Source organism: Shewanella sp. DC2-4 (assembly GCF_013248875.1).
GTDB classification, from domain to species: domain Bacteria; phylum Pseudomonadota; class Gammaproteobacteria; order Enterobacterales; family Shewanellaceae; genus Shewanella; species Shewanella oncorhynchi.
In genome coordinates this window covers 1,074,874-1,091,622 of sequence record NZ_JABRVR010000002.1, presented here as the reverse complement: position 1 = coordinate 1,091,622, position 16,749 = coordinate 1,074,874, and the positions used below count along the sequence as shown (strand labels likewise).

Genomic DNA, 16,749 nt, shown 5'->3' with positions numbered 1-16,749 from the left:
CTTAGGTTTCAGACACAGCTAACACATCGGTTAACTTGATGCCCATACCGCCTCTCAAGTTAAGAATCGCGCCAGTACTGGCCGTACCGAGAGAAACGCTGGTCACATGAGCATAGGTCGAGACTGGCAATTCTTGGGATTTCCCATCCACTAAACCACTCGCCTTGATCGTATAGTTACCTGCGGTTACAGGTTTTCCATCTTTATCGAGGCCATCCCAGTTAACATCGACATTGCCCCCCTTACTACCATCAACTTTAAAGGTGGTCACAACTTGGCCTTTCTCATCCTCAACACGTACAGTAACTTCAGGAATTTTAGCTGGCGTGCTAATCACACCTTTTATTGTTGGGCTTTCAGCTGAAATGTTACCTGTATCAGTTGGGATCAACACCTTGCGACCAACAAGTCCTGATGCCTGTAATGCTTGGCTTGATGTCATAACACCGTTTAAATTAACGATTTCCTTATTCAACTTAGTAATACCATCAACCGTCGAGAATGATGCCATCTGTGCAATCATTTGGTCGTTGTCGACGGGCTTAAAGGGATCTTGCATCGATAACTGTTGGCTTAATAACGAGAAAAAGTCATCTTGAGTTAACTGCTGGCTTTTGGCTTCCGGTACTATTGACTCTTTTGGCAAACGTATGCCGTCAAGAAACGGATTACCCGTTGAACTGGTTGATGAATTCGTCGTAACGGCATTTGGCTGACTCTTATTTTGAGCCGTCTGCGCCGACGCTTGGTTAATTTGATTAATGAGGCTCACAGCTTACCTCCTAAGTAACACATGTTATTTACCCATCCCAAGTGTTTGTTGCAGCATAGACTTAGCTGCTTCAGCGACTTGAACATTCATTTGATATGAGCGCGAAGCAGAAATCATATCTGCCATTTCTTCCATAACATTAACATTCGGTTTATAAATAAAGCCGTCCGCATCCGCCATAGGATGATCGGGCGAGTATTCTTTCAGTAGTGGTTTATCACTTTCTACAATGCCTTTTACTGCAACGCCTTGAGAAGCTTGTTGCTGACTTTGGGCTTTAGCCATTTCGGCTTCAAAAATGGGATGACGGGAACGATAGGTCTTATCTACACTACTCGAGACGGAATCCGCGTTGGCTATGTTGCTCGCGGTGGTGTTTAGCCTGACCGATTGAGCAGACATTCCCGAGCCAGCAACATCAAATATGCTAAATAAACTCATGATTAATCCCCTCTCAACGCTTTCTTCATGCCACTAAACTTACTATCTAAAAAACCTAGCGACATTTGATATTCAAGTGCATTTTGCATGAATGCCGATTGTTCCTGTTGGATATCAACAGTATTACCATCACCGGTATCGGGTTGATTTGGCACACGGAACTTAACAAATTGCCCAGTCAACTCCGCAAGCCCAAAATGCTTATCTGGCTCTTGCATTTCAAGACTATTTCGCTGCTGCTGTTGGCCTCGAGCGGCCTGCATTGCCGCAGAAAAATCAACATCGCGGGCTTTGTAATGTGGCGTATCTGCGTTAGCGATATTGCTTGAAATGACTTCAGCCCGCTGCGCTCTAATACCGAGAGTGTATTGATGCACACCCAGTGCATTATCAAAATTGATCGCCATAAAATTGCCTCCTCGTGTTCTCACGAAAATAAAGCAATTCATGTGCCAACATCAGGAAAATTTTGAGAATAACAACAAGGATGAGCAAGTGATGGGTAAAAAATTACCGACAATTGTCGGTAATTTTCTTTAGAGCGGCTGAGTTAAGTCTTTTTCTGGTAATAAATGCCAGGGTTACAACGAACCATATCAAACTCGTCCGTTAAACCAGCGATAGATTCTGATGCACCGAGAAATAAAATTCCTTTGGGATTGAGAGCGGCAGCGAATTGCCGCAAAATTTTTGCCTTTGCCTCTGGTGCAAAATAAATCAGCACATTGCGGCAAAAGATAATGTCGAACTTGCCAAGCAGACTATAACTCTCAAGCAAATTATGCGCTCTAAAGTTCACCAACCGCTTCACATTATCCTTTAACTTCATATTACCTGAAGGTAATGCATCAAAAAACTGACGCTTACGTTCTTCAGATAAACCACGCGCTAATGCCAAACTATCGTACTCGGCATTTTTGCAGCGTTCCAACATGGAAGGAGATAGATCCGTTGCTTGAATCGAAGCACTACCAGCCAAGGCACCAGGCTTCTTCTGTTGATACTCAAGAATAGTCATAGCCAATGAGTACGGCTCTTGGCCTGACGAGCAAGCCGCAGACCAAATTTTAAGTGGACGCCCCAGACGACTGTATTCAGGTAGTAGGACATTATTCAACAACTCAAATGGATAACGATCACGGAACCAAAGGGTTTCATTGGTCGTCATAGCATCGATCACTTCAGCTCTGAGCGCACGCTCAGTAGGCTTCATCGAATGCTTAACCACATCAGATAAGGATGGCAGGTTATATTTGCCCATCAAAGGAGCAAGACGACTGCGCACAAGATATTGCTTATTTTCACCCAGTACGATGCCGCTGTGTTGCTCTAAGAACAACCTAAATTGATTATATTCAGCCTCAGCGAGTGATTTATTTGGCACATTCACATCCTAAATCCTATAGCAAGCACCAAAATCAGTGCGAAACCATCATGTTATAAAGTCGAGATTATAGCGTAAAGCGTATCTAGGTACTAACCGACAGCAATTACAAACTTAAATGCTTATTCACAGCAGCGGCCAGTTCGTCGGGATTAAACTTAGCGATAAAGTCATTAGCCCCCACTTTTTGAACCATTGCCTGATTGAATACACCACTTAACGAAGTATGCAGTACCACTTTAATATGCTTAAGCTTAGGATCATCTCGGATTTCAGCGGTCAGGGTGTAGCCATCCATTTCAGGCATCTCAATATCAGAGATAATGAGGGGGATCTCATCGGCCACATTATCCATCTCTTTGGCGATCTCTTTAAGCTTGTCTAATGCTTCACGACCATCTTTTGCGGTATCAATTTGTAAATTCAATGACTCGAGTGAACGAATAATTTGTTTACGCGCCACGGCAGAATCATCAATAACCATAATATGGTAATGCTGAGTTCTGTCGAGGGTCAGTTTTTCATTGGCTTCTTCACTGATAGCCGTTTTAACCGGTGAAATCTCATCTAAGATTTTTTCCACATCGAGAATTTCAACTAATTCACCTTCAATTTCAGTCACAGCTGTCAGATAAGAATAACGACCAGCACCTTGCGGCGGAGGCATAATCGCTTCCCAATTCATGTTGATGATCCGCTCAACAGAACTGACCAAGAAGCCTTGAACACTGCGGTTATATTCAGAAATAATGATGAAACAGTTTTCAGTGCTCGCTAAAGGTTTTCCCCCTGTTGCCGCACTCAAATCAATCACTGAAATGGTTGTTCCACGAATATGAGCAACACCCTTCACATAAGGATTAAGTTTAGGCAAAGTGGTCAGTGGTGGACACTGCAGTACTTCTTTCACCTTAAACACGTTAATCCCAAACCGTTGACGACCGTTTAATTTAAAAAGCAGCAATTCTAAACGGTTTTGTCCAACGAGCTGGGTTCGTTTGTTGACTGAATCAAGAATACTCGACATAACTCTGCCTTGTTGTTCTGTTTATGTTCGGCCCTATAACTCAGTTGAGTATAGGCATATTAATTGCTTACGTCTTATCTATCGATAAACATAGTCGAAACTGAGTCAATCTTCTGACAGTGATGCAAATTATTATTACAGTGGTCAGCTTCGAACTTAATAAAAGTATAGGTGCATTCTGGCGTTACAAGCTAGTCTCTTCATTATGAAAGTAAATTTAGTCTGTTTTTTTAGTCTTTTCACCCTCTTCATGCCCGCTTTAGCGAGTGCAGAGCCTATTGTCCCCACCGTATCGGCAATCTCAGAATTAGCTAAAGCGCTTATTTCAGAAAAAATATCCGTTCCAGAAAATGCCAAAGTAAATATTTCGCCACAGATGGTTGACGCAAGAATGCTGCCGTCACAATGTTCATCTCCAATGAAAGTAGAACTGGCTAGCGATAGGGAAATTAGCCGTAATAACACCTTAAAAGTCAGCTGCGATACACAAGACTTAGCTTACCCTTGGCAAATCTATATCTCGGTTCGGGTGGATATCTTATTCCCCGTTGTTGTCTCAACCGAAATCTTAGCACCAGGCGAACTCATCTCTCCTAGTCAAGTAGAAGTCCGTTACATTGAACAAAATAGCTTGAGAGGTGCCGAATTCGATGACCCGAGTAAATTGGCTGGCGTGCGAGTAAAACGACGAGTAGCAAAAGATAATCCCATATTAAGCAACAACTTATGCTTCGTTTGTAAAAATGATTCGGTATCTATCTACGTTCGTTCTGGCTCATTCGAGCTCAAAACAGTGGGCGAAGCCCTACAAGATGGCAATAAAGGTGATCGGATCAGAGTCAAAAATAGCAGTTCAAACAAAGAACTAGATGCTATAGTCACAGGCATTGGCGAAGTTGAAGTAAGAATGTAAAATAATCTAAAGCTTTTTTGTAAGCTGCCGATACCCCAGTTAAGAAATCCCGTACACACGACGCTGGAGCCTAAAATGGCAATTGATATTAGCAAACTCAACACTGCAACGACTGCGCAAGTTCGTTCAGGCGCAACGAAAACGAGCAGCGATCAATCTGCTCAAGTTGCTACAAAATCGACAACACCACAGAGAAGCGATTCAGTGGTCATTACGGCCCAGGCACAACAACTTCAAGGAGCTCAGACTAAAATGGCTAGCCTTCCTGAAGTTGATCAAAAGAAAGTAGCCGAAATCAAACAAGCTATTGCCGAAGGTCGCTATAAAATTGACCCTGAAAAGTTGGCTGCCAATATTGCAAGTTTTGAAGCCGAACTTAATGACTTAAATAAAGAGTAACTATGACTGAAATAGCTAAACTGGTAGATCTACAACACGCCCATTTGGCTGTTCTTAAGCAAATCATACTCAAGGAAAAAGGCGCTTTGGTTGACCAAAACGCCGATTTACTGCTTTCCCTTGCTAACGAAAAATCGCAATGTCTGAAAGAACTAAAGACTAATGATGATATTCTGGCAAACCACAGTGATAAATCACTACTCACTCAGCAAGTCGAACTCGTGCATAAAATGGCCGATATCAAAGACGCATTGACTGAATGCAAAGAATTAAACGAACAAAATGCCAGTTTAATTGAGATGAATTTAGCGAGTTTAAATCGCTTTGCTCAAGCTTTACAAGCCAGCAGAAATGCCTCCAGCCTCACCTATAACGATAAAGGCAAGACCTCGACTATCTCAAGTTTAGGCAATGATTTAAAGGCCTAACAAGCGCATCACTCCCACTTAGCATTACCTTTTCTAAGCTCTGATTAGATATTAATGTCTTGTACAAAAAGAAAAGCCGCGTAAATACGCGGCTCAATACATGCTGTTGAACATACTCTCAAAAAAGCTAGAAATACGTCACTTCCTTCACTCGTTGTGGACGGTTCTGTTGTTGATAAAGCGCCCAAACCTGTGAAAAATCAAGTTCTAACTCAGTGACATAATGCTCGCCTGCTGGATAACTCTTAACGACTCGTGCACCGCGGATCACACCAGAAACTGACGCTTTGACATTATCGTCCGTCAACATCCAATCACTGACACTGCTGTTTGCCGTTATTTTCTGCCCATAAACTTGTTCCGCTAATTCACGATAAGCCACAATTTTTGATGCCTGCATAGCCATCAACACTCTTTGTGATTGCTCTTTAGCCGGTTGAGTCGCTAACGGCGCATATCCTATAGCCGTTAACTTAGGAAAACTCGGCGGCGGCACATCTTCCCATTGCACATATCTATCTTTAGCAGCGCAGCCAGTTAGCATTAGCGCCACAATAACTAAAAGGTAGCGTTTCATTTTCCATCTCCTAAAACACGCACTTCATTCATACCTGGACTCGCCTGACGATATAAGATGCCATTTTGTGACACAATTTGCTCCGAAGGCTGCATGTAGTTTGCCAACTCTTTTTGAGTCACAAAAGTTTGAGATGCCGATACCACGCGATTGTTACTAATGTTCACAATCCGAGTATTGATCGCCATACCATTGGTTACTACGCTCATAGTCGAAACGACAAGATGTTCAACAGGAAGATCTTTCGACAATTTTTGCCAATCTCTCGTCAAAATAAAATCCCCGTCAGATGTGACTCTCAAGCCATCAGCTAAGTTTAAATCCACCACATTAAACTGAAAGCTATGGAGCGACGTCATTAACCCTTGCTGTAACTGTTGCGCTAACGCATTAGTGCCATTCAAATCGCCCACTAATACTGGTGTTGCAACTACGATAGGTTGATCAGAACGCAAAGCATCATTTTGCTTAACGAGCTCAGTCACTATTCGCTGTGCTAAATGGTTAATCACTGCCGTTGGCGGCAACCCATTGCCATCCACTAAACTCGGTTTGGGCGGCGTAACCGGTTTAGCTACACATCCACCTAACATTATCAATGTTAAGGGAATAATCACACGCTTTAGCATTGGATTTACCTCATCTATGGGTGCATTGGCAGTCAAGTGACTCACTTTCTAAGCTTCAAATTTTTAATGAGTAACAAAAACAGCAATCTTCGGACCAATATTAACCTCAGTCCGACAATATTCTTCTATTACACAGTATATCGACTGTAACAATGGAAACTTTATCAAAAGTTCTCATACTCAGGCACGAAATTTGCTTTATTGTCGTATTAGATTAAGAGTCAGAAAACTGGCTCGATTGGTAATATCGCCATTAGCTTAGCGATAAGGATTGAATTGATGCACATACCAGGTTCAGCTTCGCTCATCATTTTGAGCCTTTTTCTACTTTCTTTGCCCACCAGAGCCGAATGGATAGAAGCCAGCGGAGAAGCAACTATTATCAATGGTAATACAGCTCAAGCAAGGGAAGAAGCAATTAATCAAGCTGTTAGCTATGCGACATTAAGCACAGGTATTCAAATATCCAGTGAGCAACAAACCTCTAATGGTAACCTCACACAAAATAACTTTGCGATAAATCGCAACGCCCAAGCCATAAACATCCAACTCGTTAGTGAACAAATTCAGGGAAATAAAATATATGTATCCCTACGCCTCGATCTAAATGATGATCCAACACAACAGTGTCCTAATGGCCAATTAAAGGCCGCTATTTTAATACCTCAAACACAAATAAAAGATCGTTCTCAGCTTAGATATGGACAACTTTCAGGCTTTGAAGAGGTCATTTCAGAGTCGTTAGGGAACACTATAGAAGATTACTCTTCAACTGGCTTTAGTCACATCCATGCTAACGAGCGACTCGATATTGAACAAGACCTAGTGGATATTCGCGGTTATCGACTCCCAAGCTGGCTCAGTGAAATTACCGACAGCCAATATATTCTTCAACCGCAGATCATTGATATATCGATAGAGCCTGTACAACCCACCTTCTTAGGATTTTGGGATGAAGCTCCGCTAAGGCAATTTCAATTCAAACTCAGCCTCTATCATGGGATCAGTGGCGAAGAGGTCTGGAGCAAAAGCTACAGCACATCGGCCCCATGGGAATTTGAAGAACAGGCTATCATTGCTCCCAACAGTAATAGATTCTGGCGTTCCTCCTATGGAAAAAGTATTACTCAATTAATATTGCAAGCTACCCGAGATTTAGACAGCACACTTAATTGCAGGCCATTACTTGGCCAAGTCGTTAGCCGACAAGCAGACAGGATTATATTAAATCTAGGCCGTAAACATGGCATTCGTGTCGGTGATAAATTCCAAGTAGTATTACAACAAAACTTACCCGATAGACTCAATGAAATGCGCGCCGTCGCGACCAAAAGTCGTGCAACGGTAAAAATTGAGCAAGTAAGCGAAGAAAGCGCCACCGCAATCCTTGTAGACCAAAATGCCGCCTACAATGTACAGATAAACGACATAGCGCTTAAGATTTAAGCAACTAAATCATAAGCCTTTTAATCAAAGATAAAACCAGTATAATCACTGTCGTCTCTTCATAGCTCAACAGGATAGAGCAGCCGCCTCCTAAGCGGCCGATCGGGGTTCGAGTCCCTGTGGAGAGACCAGATAGTGACCTTGGTGATATCAAACTCCCAGAAATCTTCCGGAGAAACGGAATGACCGAGCTGTTTGCGTCTAATCTCAATATTATCGTTAAGCGTTGGCCTATCGTAGCCGCTGCGGTCAAAAGCCAAACCATCAATGAATTAGATGCCCACCTTGTCAACGGTCGCAATCAAACTATCAGTGTTAATGGTATTCAACTCAGCAGCCGTCATGACCGCATCGCCGAAGCACGGCTCTTTATCAGTACATTACCTGCAGATGCAACTCACGTAACCGTCTACGGTGTCGGGATGGGAGATGTACCAAGTTTACTTATCGATAATCCACAGTATCTTTCAATTGATGTTTGCATTTTAAATCTCAGCGTTTTTGCCCTCCTCATCAGTTACACAGATCAAAGCGAATGGTTAAGTCATCCGAATGTTAACTTAAAAGAACGCGCCGAGAGTAGGCTTGTGTTACCCTATGTTGGAATAACACCAGATTTAGTATTAACCAGTAATGAGAATGCAATCACTCGAGATTTACTGGTTTATGAGCTTAACCGTAATTTTGCGAATCAAAAACATAATATTGATGAAGTTTCGTTAGCAAGATTAAATGCAAATATTCCAAACTTACTCAATGACCCCGATGCATCACTTCTGTTAAACACTCATCATAATGCTAACTGCGTAGTTATTGCATCTGGCCCAACACTTGAAGATCATTATCCCTATTTATTTGAGCTCACTCAAAAATCTAAATTCTCAAAACCACTTATTATTGCTGTAGATACGGCATTTAAGGCTTTATTCCAACATAATATAATACCTGACATAATTCTAAGTATTGATCCTAATATTAGACCAGATCATTTCCCGATGGAACATACGGAAAATGTCATATTAGTTTATTTCCCCAAGATCAATCCTCAGATAATCGAACAATGGAAAGGTGCAAAATACAGTGCATACTCTACTAGTCACCTCTATGATGAGCTAGCAAATAAATATCCTAAGTTGAGACTATTTACTAATGGTAGTGTAGTCCATCCTGCAATCGATCTTGCTGTTTATTTAGGAGCATACCAAGTATCACTCTTTGGCTGTGACTTCTGCTATACGAATAATAAAACTCATGCGTTTTGGCCTGATGGCCATTTAGGGCCAAAAATCAAAAATGCCAAACATTGGTTAATTAACGGGCATGGCGAAAGAGTACCAACAGATTTAAACTTTAGGGGTTATTTACGTAGTCTTGAAAAATATATAAAACTTAAAAAAAATATCAAGTTTTACCAATCAAGTTTAAATGGGGCGAGAATACATGGTGCACAATACAAGGATTTTTCACAATGAAAGACCAAAAAAACCAACCACTTATAAGCTTATTAATTTCAGCAGCACATAAATTTCGGTTAGGAAAAGAGGCTGAAGGATCGGTACAATTTCGAGAGTGTATTAACCTGTTAGAGCCAATGCTTAACAATTCAATCAAAGAGAATGAAATGACTCTTTTTTTTCCAGCAATGTTAGCAGCTCAGGAACGCTTCGATTGGCTTTCGCTTGCTGATTATTTGGAATTTGATATTCCATCTATTTTAAAAAACGACTAGATCTAAATCATTTTAGATCTTTATTCTCGGTTAATCGTCGATAGATAAATCCAGCAAATGACAAACAGTTAAATTATCAAGAGTCAAAGCAACACTCCCCCAAGACCAACCCACTCCAAATCCTGAAAGTAGTAACTTGTTATTTACTCTTGTTAAATCTTTAGAGAGACTTAAGCAAAGCGCTAGAGGAATTGATGCAGAGCTAGTATTGCCAACTTCACCCATTGATATAACTAATTGCTTATCTGTAAATCCCATTTTATCCCCTAAACGTTTCAACATCATTTCATTTGCTTGGTGCATAATACAAAAATCAACATCACTGATCTGCCAACCCTTTTCAACTAGACAATCATGCATGGACTTTGGAACTTCTCTTAAGGTAAATACAAAAACCTGCATTCCATCCATAAAAAGTTCTAGCTGAGAATTAGGATTCTTAGCTCCACCAAAAGGCTGAATCAAATAAGGAGCCCCAGACCCATCACTACCTAATGAAAAGACCATATCATCACAACCTTCACTCTTCTCTATTGCTATGGCGCTAACAGCATCACCAAATAAAGGGGCAACGGTACGGTTTGACTCACTATATTGCTGACTTGTCGTATCACCAACAACTAATATTGCCTTACTTCTGTTCAAACTAGCTAATAATTGGGAAACTTGCCATAAGCCGTAAATAAAACCAGAACATCCTAAATTGACATCAAAAGCTAGAGTACTCTTGTCTAAACCGAGTAAATACTGCAGTTGAACTGCGTTTCCTGGTAAGGGGTAATCTGGAGTCTGAGTAACAAAAATGATCAATCCAACCTCATCACTCTCCCACAGCATTGTACTTATAAGCGACTTACATGCCTTTGCTCCTAACTCTAATGCTGTTTGTCCTGGATTCACGATACGCCTGGCATGTATTCCTGTTGAAGAAACAATACGAGCCATTTCTTGTGCTCCAACACTTGATAACAGATCTGCATTCACTTTTTCCAATGCAGGTAAAACAGACACAATGCCAGATATAGTGATATTTTTAACTCGGACTGTAGTCATCTTCTATCCTAAAATTTTCAACTATAATTCGCGAAAGTGTATTGCACTCCAGAGGAGTGCAATACACTTTCAAGCTATATTATTCAATGTTATAGTTAAAACCAATATTAATCATTAATTTCAACAAGGCTATTTATGGAAGCAGTGATAAAGTCAGTCAAAATTGCAGGAATGCAAGCTGCAGTACCTCCCCACAGACACTCCTATGTTGAAACACCTGGTATTTTTACCCAAGAAGAAGCTGAAAAAATTTATTTAAGCACCGGCATACATAGCCGACGAATATTACCTTCACATTTATGTGCATCAGACATGTGTATTGCTGCAGCAGAAACCTTACTTCAAAGACTCAATTGGCCACCTGAAACTGTTGATGTACTGATCTATGTGTCTCAAGATTCTGATTATGCACTTCCCGCAACAGCATGTCTCATGCAGCATAGGCTTGGATTACCTCAATCAGCTGCTTGCTTAGATATTAGCTTAGGGTGCTCTGGTTTTGTCTATGGTACATGGATAGCAAGTCAGTTACTTAATAGTTCAAATGGCAAGCGTGCTTTGGTGTTATGCGGTGATACATCCAGCCGTCATTTACTACCAGATGATCGTGGAACACTTCCTTTATTTGGTGATGCAGGAGTCGCAACAGCACTCGAGTATGATGAAAGCTGGTCAGATTCTTATGCTGTTTTTGGAACAGATGGTACTGGTGGGCAGCACATTGCAGTAAAAGCTGGAGGTCGGCGAAATCCGACAATGCCAGAGTTATCGCCCCGCACTAGCGACGAGGAAGATAGGCTCTACAAAGAGTCACGGCTGTATTTAAATGGTGCCGCAGTATTTTCTTTCACTTTAAAAGTGGTACCTAAATTGGTAAAAGATGCTCTCGCACTAGCACAACTTGAAGTAGATGATCTAGATATGGTTGTAATGCATCAAGCCAACCATTTCATTTTGGAACACTTACGTAAAAAAGCAAAAATGTCGGTTGACAAATACTTAATTGATATGAAAGATTTTGGTAATACCTCTAGTGCTTCGGTGCCTTTAGCGATCTGTCATCAATTAAGCGAATTTTTTTCTGAGAAAACTAGAAAAGTTATGCTCGGCGGCTTTGGAGTGGGTTGGTCTTGGGGAGCCATTATCACAGAAATTGGACCAATTATTGCGCCAGAGATTATCGAGATTAAAGATGATTTCGAGCCCCTATCACTAATTCAGCAGTAATTATGATGGATTTAAAAAATAAACTATATATCGTTACAGGGGCTTCATTCGATTCTGATATCGGTCTTGCCATTTGTAAAAAATTAGATGCCCACGGTGCAAAGCTTATATTGATAGGCCGACGAAAAGATGCTCTCGAAGCAACAAAATCACAGTTAATTGGTATTCACCATGTTGTTCCTTATAATTTAAGCCAACTCGACGATATTCAGTCTTGGGCAAAAACTATAAACGAGAGATATGGACCTATTGATGGATTAGTTCATAGCGCAAGCTTCCAAGGTTACAGTCCCTTGCGTAGCATTTCAGCAAAGCAAATTAGCAACTATTTTGATGTTAATTTTTCTGCAGCCGTAATGTTAACCGCAGCGTTTTCAAAAACGAAATTTTATTCCCATAATGCTAGCTTTATATATATAGGTTCTGTCGCAGGACAGCGTGGATTGAAAGCTCGAACTTTATATGCAGCATCAAAGGCTGCACTCTCTTCAATGGTTCAATCTGCAGCACTAGAACTTGCTATTAAGTCCATAAGAGTAAACTGTGTTGCACCTGCAGTAGTTAGCGGGACAAAAGCAGATAAACAATTTCAAACCATTGGTGACCAACAATCCCAAGCACTGATCGCTGCCCACCCTTTAGGGCTCTGCTCTCCAGAAGATGTTGCTAATAGTGTATATTTTTTGGTAAGTGATTTGAGTATAAAAATAACTGGCACTACATTAATTGTAGATGGGGGCTTTCTTGCAGGATAAAGCACGTATCGTTTTATATGGTAATAGTAGTCAGCAAATTGGCGCTGGCCACATTATGAGGTTGTTAGCATTAGCGCAAGCGGCACAAACTCAATTTGAAATAGTATTTATCTATAAGACATGCTCAGACCTGCTATTACAGAAACTACACCAACAAGGTTTTTCAACTCATGCAATAAATAATCCATTAAATAGACGTGAATTAATGGATCTGAAACCAACGGCACTGATTGTTGATGATTATTATTTAACCGCTTCAGAATGGCGCATACTAGAAAATTTAGATATCTATCTTATTAAGTTAGATGATGCGCTAGATAATAATACCTTTACTGCAGATCTTATCATCAATCCAGCACCTAATGCTCCTGTAGATAGATACAAACAATTTGCACCAACAGCGACCCTTTGTTTAGGAACAAAATACACCTATTTACGCCAAGAATTTACATTATGTGACTTCATCCCCTTAGCTAAGCGAAAAAATTTACTCATAACCTTAGGTGGAACAGACAGTAAATCTTTAGCACTCCCCATATCCAAACTGTTACTTGATAGCCTCCCAGAAATAGAAATCCAGCTATTACTAGGCACAGTTCACCAACATCAGTTGTTACTTGAAGAATTGCAAAAGGAACATGCTAATTTTCACTTAATCTATAATCCTAAATCAGTTGCAGAAATAATGTCACTTTCAGGTTTAGCTATCTCATCTGCAGGGGGAACACTTGGCGAACTTGCATCAATGGGCGTACCGACCTTAGCATTGATCACTGTAGATAATCAGTTACCAGCTTTAACCTCGCCACTAAATAATACTTGGTATTATGCTATAGATCTTAGAAACTTCGAGAATGAAGATAGTGACACATCACAGAATCAAGACATATTGAACAAAATCAAAGAACAGGTACTTATTCTTTGGCATGATACCTGCAAAAGGATTCACATGAGTGAACAGGCTCGCCAATTGGTTGACACTAAAGGTTGTCAGCGGATCATCGAACATTTGATTATTGGCCTAAAGAATAAAATGGAACAGCAATGATTTCGTCACTATCCATACATCCAAAGCATTACTATCATTTACAAACGTTCAAACAAGAACTTAGTCGTGTATTTGAACAAAATTGGATTTTTGTCGGCTTTAAAGATGATCTCTCAAAAAATAATGACTTTATAACAATCACTATAGGCAATACTCCTGTGGTCGTGCAAAACTTTAATGGCCAACTAAGTGCACTGTTAAATATTTGTAGCCATAGAAAAGCAACTCTTCAACAAGATGTTCGAGGTAATCGCCCACTGAGATGCCCCTATCACTGCTGGAGCTATAAAAGCGATGGTGTACTAAGTGGTGTACCTCAAAATAGGACTGATTTTGGCCTAGATGAAACAGAAAAAAAACACTTAGCTCTAAAGCAATTTGCACTAGATATGTGTGGCGAACTCATTTTCGTACGAGTTACTGATACAGGAACTTCTCTAACTGAGTTTTTAGGACCCTATTTCAATATATTACAGCGAATATCTATAGATTTTACAGATCGTGTCCAAGAAGGTAGCTACCTTTGGAATACTAATTGGAAAATTGCATGTGAAACAGTCCTTGAAGTCTATCACGTCGCAGGTACTCACCCAGAAACCTTCGCAAACTTTGCTAAAGCAGAATGTGAAATAGAGTATTTCAATGGTCACACTACAGGAAACACCCCATTACAAGATGCCACCCACAAATGGTGGGCTGGTGCAAGAAAACATTTGAAACTTGAACAACATCCTGATTATAAAGATTATAATCATTTCTTCATTTACCCAAATCTTGCAATTGGTCTAACTAATGGCTCTTTAATGTCACTGCAAACCTATGATCCTATAGATCCAACACACACAAAATTAAAATATCAATTAAGAATGATAAAGCGATCAAACGGCAAAGCAACAAGTGAAGCCGTCAAAATGGCCGTCAACATTAACTTTACACAATTTAATCATACGATCTTAGAAGAAGATCGTGTAGTTGCCGAATCTTGTCAAGAAAATATGGCCCGCAGTAATACCCCAGGCTTACTCGGTAAATGTGAAGATAGGATCCGTCACTTTCATAATGAGTGGCGTCTTGAGCTAGATGAGCTATTAGAGGGGCAAAGCAATGTTTGATGCTACAATTTCGATCAATGACCGTAAAATTGGACCATTACATCCCCCTTATGTCATTGCAGAATTATCAGGCAACCACAAAGGTGATTTGTCACAGGCATTAGCAATGATAGATGCAGCTGCGGCAACTGGAGTGGATGCAATAAAAATTCAAACCTATAGCGCAGATACTATTACACTAAACCATGATGGCCCAGAATTTAGGCTCGAAGGTGGATTATGGGCAGGTCGGACTCTGTATGATTTATATCAAGAGGCGCATACTCCTTGGTCATGGCATCAGGCACTTTTTGAACGAGCCCAAAAGAACAATATTACCTTATTTTCTTCACCATTCGATAAAACTGCTATCGAGTTACTCGAGTCACTTAATTGTCCTGCGTATAAAATTGCTTCCTTTGAAATTAATGACATTGGGCTAATAACAGCCATAGCAAAAACTGGCAAACCTATAATAATGTCCACGGGGCTCGCAACACTTGATGAAATCAACGAAGCAGTCAGCACTATTGCCAATGCAGGTGGAACACAACTCGCGCTATTGCACTGTATAAGCGGCTACCCAACACCAATTGAAGATTGTAATTTACGTACTATTTCCGATCTATGCCGTAGATTTGACTTTCCAATAGGCTTGAGTGATCACACTATTGATAACACTGCAGCGATTACTGCAGTAGCCCTTGGTGCATCAGTGCTAGAAAAACATTTTACTCTTGATAAAACTGATGGCTCTGTCGATTCTGCATTCTCACTTGAACCGAATGAATTTGCAGTGTTAAAGCAAGAAACAATTAAAGTTTTCAAAGCCTTAGGTATTGCAGGTTATGATGTAAAACCAAGTGAGGCTGGAGGCAGAGATTTTCGCCGTTCTTTATACGTGAGTAAAACAATAAAAAAAGGTGAACCTTTTACAGAGGAAAACATTCGTTCAGTTCGTCCAGCAAAGGGACTGCACACTCGCTATTTGCCGCAAATATTAGATCAGCGAGCAATTGTTGACATTGCATTTGGTACCCCCTTATCTGAGCTACATCTTTCAATACCTTTGAAAAAGCAGAATTCAAAATGCAAAGAGTGATCTGCATTACACAAGCTCGAATGGGTTCGAGCAGGTTACCGGGTAAAGTATTGGCTCCAATACAAGGTAAGCCTATGCTTGAATATCATCTCGCACGAGTTCACCAAGCTAAATTAGTCAATTCACATATCTTAGCTACAAGTGATACAGAGATTGATAAACCTATAGTTAAATTTTGCCAGCTAAAGAAGCAGCCATTCTTTTGTGGAAGTGAGTCAGACGTTCTTTCACGCTTTTATCACGCTGCTCTGCAAACAAAAGCAACACCTGACGATATAATCGTTAGACTTACGGGCGACTGTCCATTAATTTCAGCTACCTTGATTGATGAAGCAATTACAAAGCATCGGCAAGGGGATAATTCACAATACACACATATTAGTTTGAATTACTTTCCTAGAGGCTTCGATGTTGAAGTTTTTAGCATGGCAAGCCTAACCAAAGCTTATCAAAATGCGACTAAAGCAGCAGAGCGCGAACATGTGACGCTTTACCTTTATACTCAGCCTGACTGCATTATCGTGCCTGTTGAAACAGGCCAATTAGATTGGCATGAATTCCGACTGTGCGTTGATGAAAGTGAAGACTTACAATTAGCGACAGCATTGATAGGACTATTAGGGGAAAATTGGCTCAATGCTTCCCCCCGAAAAATATGTCAACTATTACAACAACATCCTGAAATAGCTCAGATTAATGCCAAGATCATACAACGCGCGCCACACTGA

Annotated in this window: 20 protein-coding genes and 1 tRNA gene; 13 read left to right on the top strand and 8 right to left on the bottom strand. The window is 40.6% G+C overall.

The window, feature by feature from the left end; genetic code table 11:
* Position 1: 1 nt before the first annotated feature.
* The 5 genes from flgD to HQQ92_RS05535 form a co-directional block, all read right to left on the bottom strand.
* Positions 2 to 772: a flagellar hook assembly protein FlgD gene (flgD, locus tag HQQ92_RS05555; protein WP_105251928.1), complete on the bottom strand. Its 771-nt coding sequence runs from the start codon at positions 770 to 772 to the stop codon at positions 2 to 4.
* 24 nt (positions 773 to 796) lie between these two features.
* Positions 797 to 1,213: a flagellar basal body rod protein FlgC gene (flgC, locus tag HQQ92_RS05550; protein WP_006085646.1), complete on the bottom strand. Its 417-nt coding sequence runs from the start codon at positions 1,211 to 1,213 to the stop codon at positions 797 to 799.
* A 2-nt stretch (positions 1,214 to 1,215) separates the two neighbouring features.
* Positions 1,216 to 1,620: a flagellar basal body rod protein FlgB gene (gene flgB, locus HQQ92_RS05545; RefSeq protein WP_113939454.1), complete on the bottom strand. Its 405-nt coding sequence runs from the start codon at positions 1,618 to 1,620 to the stop codon at positions 1,216 to 1,218.
* A 143-nt stretch (positions 1,621 to 1,763) separates the two neighbouring features.
* Complete coding sequence (locus HQQ92_RS05540; RefSeq protein WP_168824478.1) at positions 1,764 to 2,603, bottom strand: protein-glutamate O-methyltransferase CheR; 840 nt, start codon at positions 2,601 to 2,603, stop codon at positions 1,764 to 1,766.
* A gap of 100 nt (positions 2,604 to 2,703) precedes the next feature.
* Positions 2,704 to 3,624, bottom strand: coding sequence for a chemotaxis protein CheV (locus tag HQQ92_RS05535; protein ID WP_028761211.1), 921 nt, complete (start codon positions 3,622 to 3,624; stop codon positions 2,704 to 2,706).
* A 205-nt stretch (positions 3,625 to 3,829) separates the two neighbouring features.
* On the opposite strand from HQQ92_RS05535, the gene flgA reads away from it, so the two are divergent.
* From flgA to HQQ92_RS05520, 3 genes are all read left to right on the top strand, one after another.
* Positions 3,830 to 4,537: a flagellar basal body P-ring formation chaperone FlgA gene (gene flgA, locus HQQ92_RS05530; RefSeq protein ID WP_173243777.1), complete on the top strand. Its 708-nt coding sequence runs from the start codon at positions 3,830 to 3,832 to the stop codon at positions 4,535 to 4,537.
* A gap of 75 nt (positions 4,538 to 4,612) precedes the next feature.
* Positions 4,613 to 4,936, top strand: coding sequence for a flagellar biosynthesis anti-sigma factor FlgM (flgM, locus tag HQQ92_RS05525; protein WP_107948432.1), 324 nt, complete (start codon positions 4,613 to 4,615; stop codon positions 4,934 to 4,936).
* A gap of 2 nt (positions 4,937 to 4,938) precedes the next feature.
* Positions 4,939 to 5,364, top strand: coding sequence for a flagella synthesis protein FlgN (locus tag HQQ92_RS05520; protein WP_173243774.1), 426 nt, complete (start codon positions 4,939 to 4,941; stop codon positions 5,362 to 5,364).
* Between the two features lie 127 nt (positions 5,365 to 5,491).
* On the opposite strand, the gene HQQ92_RS05515 is transcribed toward HQQ92_RS05520, so the two are convergent.
* Positions 5,492 to 5,941, bottom strand: a complete 450-nt coding sequence (locus HQQ92_RS05515) for an LPP20 family lipoprotein (RefSeq protein WP_028761215.1) — start codon at positions 5,939 to 5,941, stop codon at positions 5,492 to 5,494.
* A complete protein-coding gene (locus HQQ92_RS05510) occupies positions 5,938 to 6,570 on the bottom strand; it encodes a FlgO family outer membrane protein (protein WP_028761216.1) in 633 nt (210 codons plus the stop codon). The genes HQQ92_RS05515 and HQQ92_RS05510 overlap by 4 nt, the downstream gene beginning before the upstream one ends.
* Before the next feature lie 279 nt (positions 6,571 to 6,849).
* Here HQQ92_RS05510 and HQQ92_RS05505 point away from each other — a divergent pair, with 279 nt between their 5' ends.
* From HQQ92_RS05505 to HQQ92_RS05490, 4 genes are all read left to right on the top strand, one after another.
* Positions 6,850 to 8,016, top strand: a complete 1,167-nt coding sequence (locus HQQ92_RS05505) for a flagellar assembly protein FlgT (protein ID WP_173243771.1) — start codon at positions 6,850 to 6,852, stop codon at positions 8,014 to 8,016.
* A 55-nt stretch (positions 8,017 to 8,071) separates the two neighbouring features.
* Positions 8,072 to 8,147, top strand: a tRNA-Arg gene (locus HQQ92_RS05500).
* Between the two features lie 51 nt (positions 8,148 to 8,198).
* Positions 8,199 to 9,488, top strand: a complete 1,290-nt coding sequence (locus tag HQQ92_RS05495) for a motility associated factor glycosyltransferase family protein (RefSeq protein ID WP_173243768.1) — start codon at positions 8,199 to 8,201, stop codon at positions 9,486 to 9,488.
* A complete protein-coding gene (locus HQQ92_RS05490; protein WP_173243765.1) occupies positions 9,485 to 9,745 on the top strand; it encodes a hypothetical protein in 261 nt (86 codons plus the stop codon). Before HQQ92_RS05495 ends, HQQ92_RS05490 begins: the two co-directional genes overlap by 4 nt.
* Positions 9,746 to 9,775: 30 nt before the next feature.
* On the opposite strand, the gene HQQ92_RS05485 is transcribed toward HQQ92_RS05490, so the two are convergent.
* Positions 9,776 to 10,798, bottom strand: coding sequence for a ketoacyl-ACP synthase III (locus HQQ92_RS05485; protein ID WP_173243762.1), 1,023 nt, complete (start codon positions 10,796 to 10,798; stop codon positions 9,776 to 9,778).
* A 135-nt stretch (positions 10,799 to 10,933) separates the two neighbouring features.
* Here HQQ92_RS05485 and HQQ92_RS05480 point away from each other — a divergent pair, with 135 nt between their 5' ends.
* Genes HQQ92_RS05480 through HQQ92_RS05455 form a run of 6 tightly spaced genes read left to right on the top strand, consistent with a single transcriptional unit; the run spans position 10,934 to position 16,749 of the window.
* Complete coding sequence (locus HQQ92_RS05480) at positions 10,934 to 12,025, top strand: 3-oxoacyl-ACP synthase III family protein (protein WP_173243758.1); 1,092 nt, start codon at positions 10,934 to 10,936, stop codon at positions 12,023 to 12,025.
* 2 nt (positions 12,026 to 12,027) lie between these two features.
* Positions 12,028 to 12,780 (top strand): SDR family NAD(P)-dependent oxidoreductase, encoded by a 753-nt coding sequence (locus tag HQQ92_RS05475; protein WP_251071020.1) that lies wholly within the window; start codon positions 12,028 to 12,030, stop codon positions 12,778 to 12,780.
* Positions 12,770 to 13,828, top strand: coding sequence for a UDP-2,4-diacetamido-2,4,6-trideoxy-beta-L-altropyranose hydrolase (pseG, locus tag HQQ92_RS05470; RefSeq protein ID WP_173243755.1), 1,059 nt, complete (start codon positions 12,770 to 12,772; stop codon positions 13,826 to 13,828). Before HQQ92_RS05475 ends, pseG begins: the two co-directional genes overlap by 11 nt.
* The gene (locus tag HQQ92_RS05465; protein WP_173243752.1) at positions 13,825 to 14,940 is read left to right on the top strand and encodes an aromatic ring-hydroxylating dioxygenase subunit alpha; all 1,116 of its coding nucleotides are present in this window, start codon (positions 13,825 to 13,827) and stop codon (positions 14,938 to 14,940) included. Before pseG ends, HQQ92_RS05465 begins: the two co-directional genes overlap by 4 nt.
* Positions 14,933 to 16,021 (top strand): pseudaminic acid synthase, encoded by a 1,089-nt coding sequence (pseI, locus tag HQQ92_RS05460; RefSeq protein ID WP_173243749.1) that lies wholly within the window; start codon positions 14,933 to 14,935, stop codon positions 16,019 to 16,021. The genes HQQ92_RS05465 and pseI overlap by 8 nt, the downstream gene beginning before the upstream one ends.
* Positions 16,009 to 16,749, top strand: coding sequence for a cytidylyltransferase domain-containing protein (locus HQQ92_RS05455; RefSeq protein ID WP_173243746.1), 741 nt, complete (start codon positions 16,009 to 16,011; stop codon positions 16,747 to 16,749). Before pseI ends, HQQ92_RS05455 begins: the two co-directional genes overlap by 13 nt.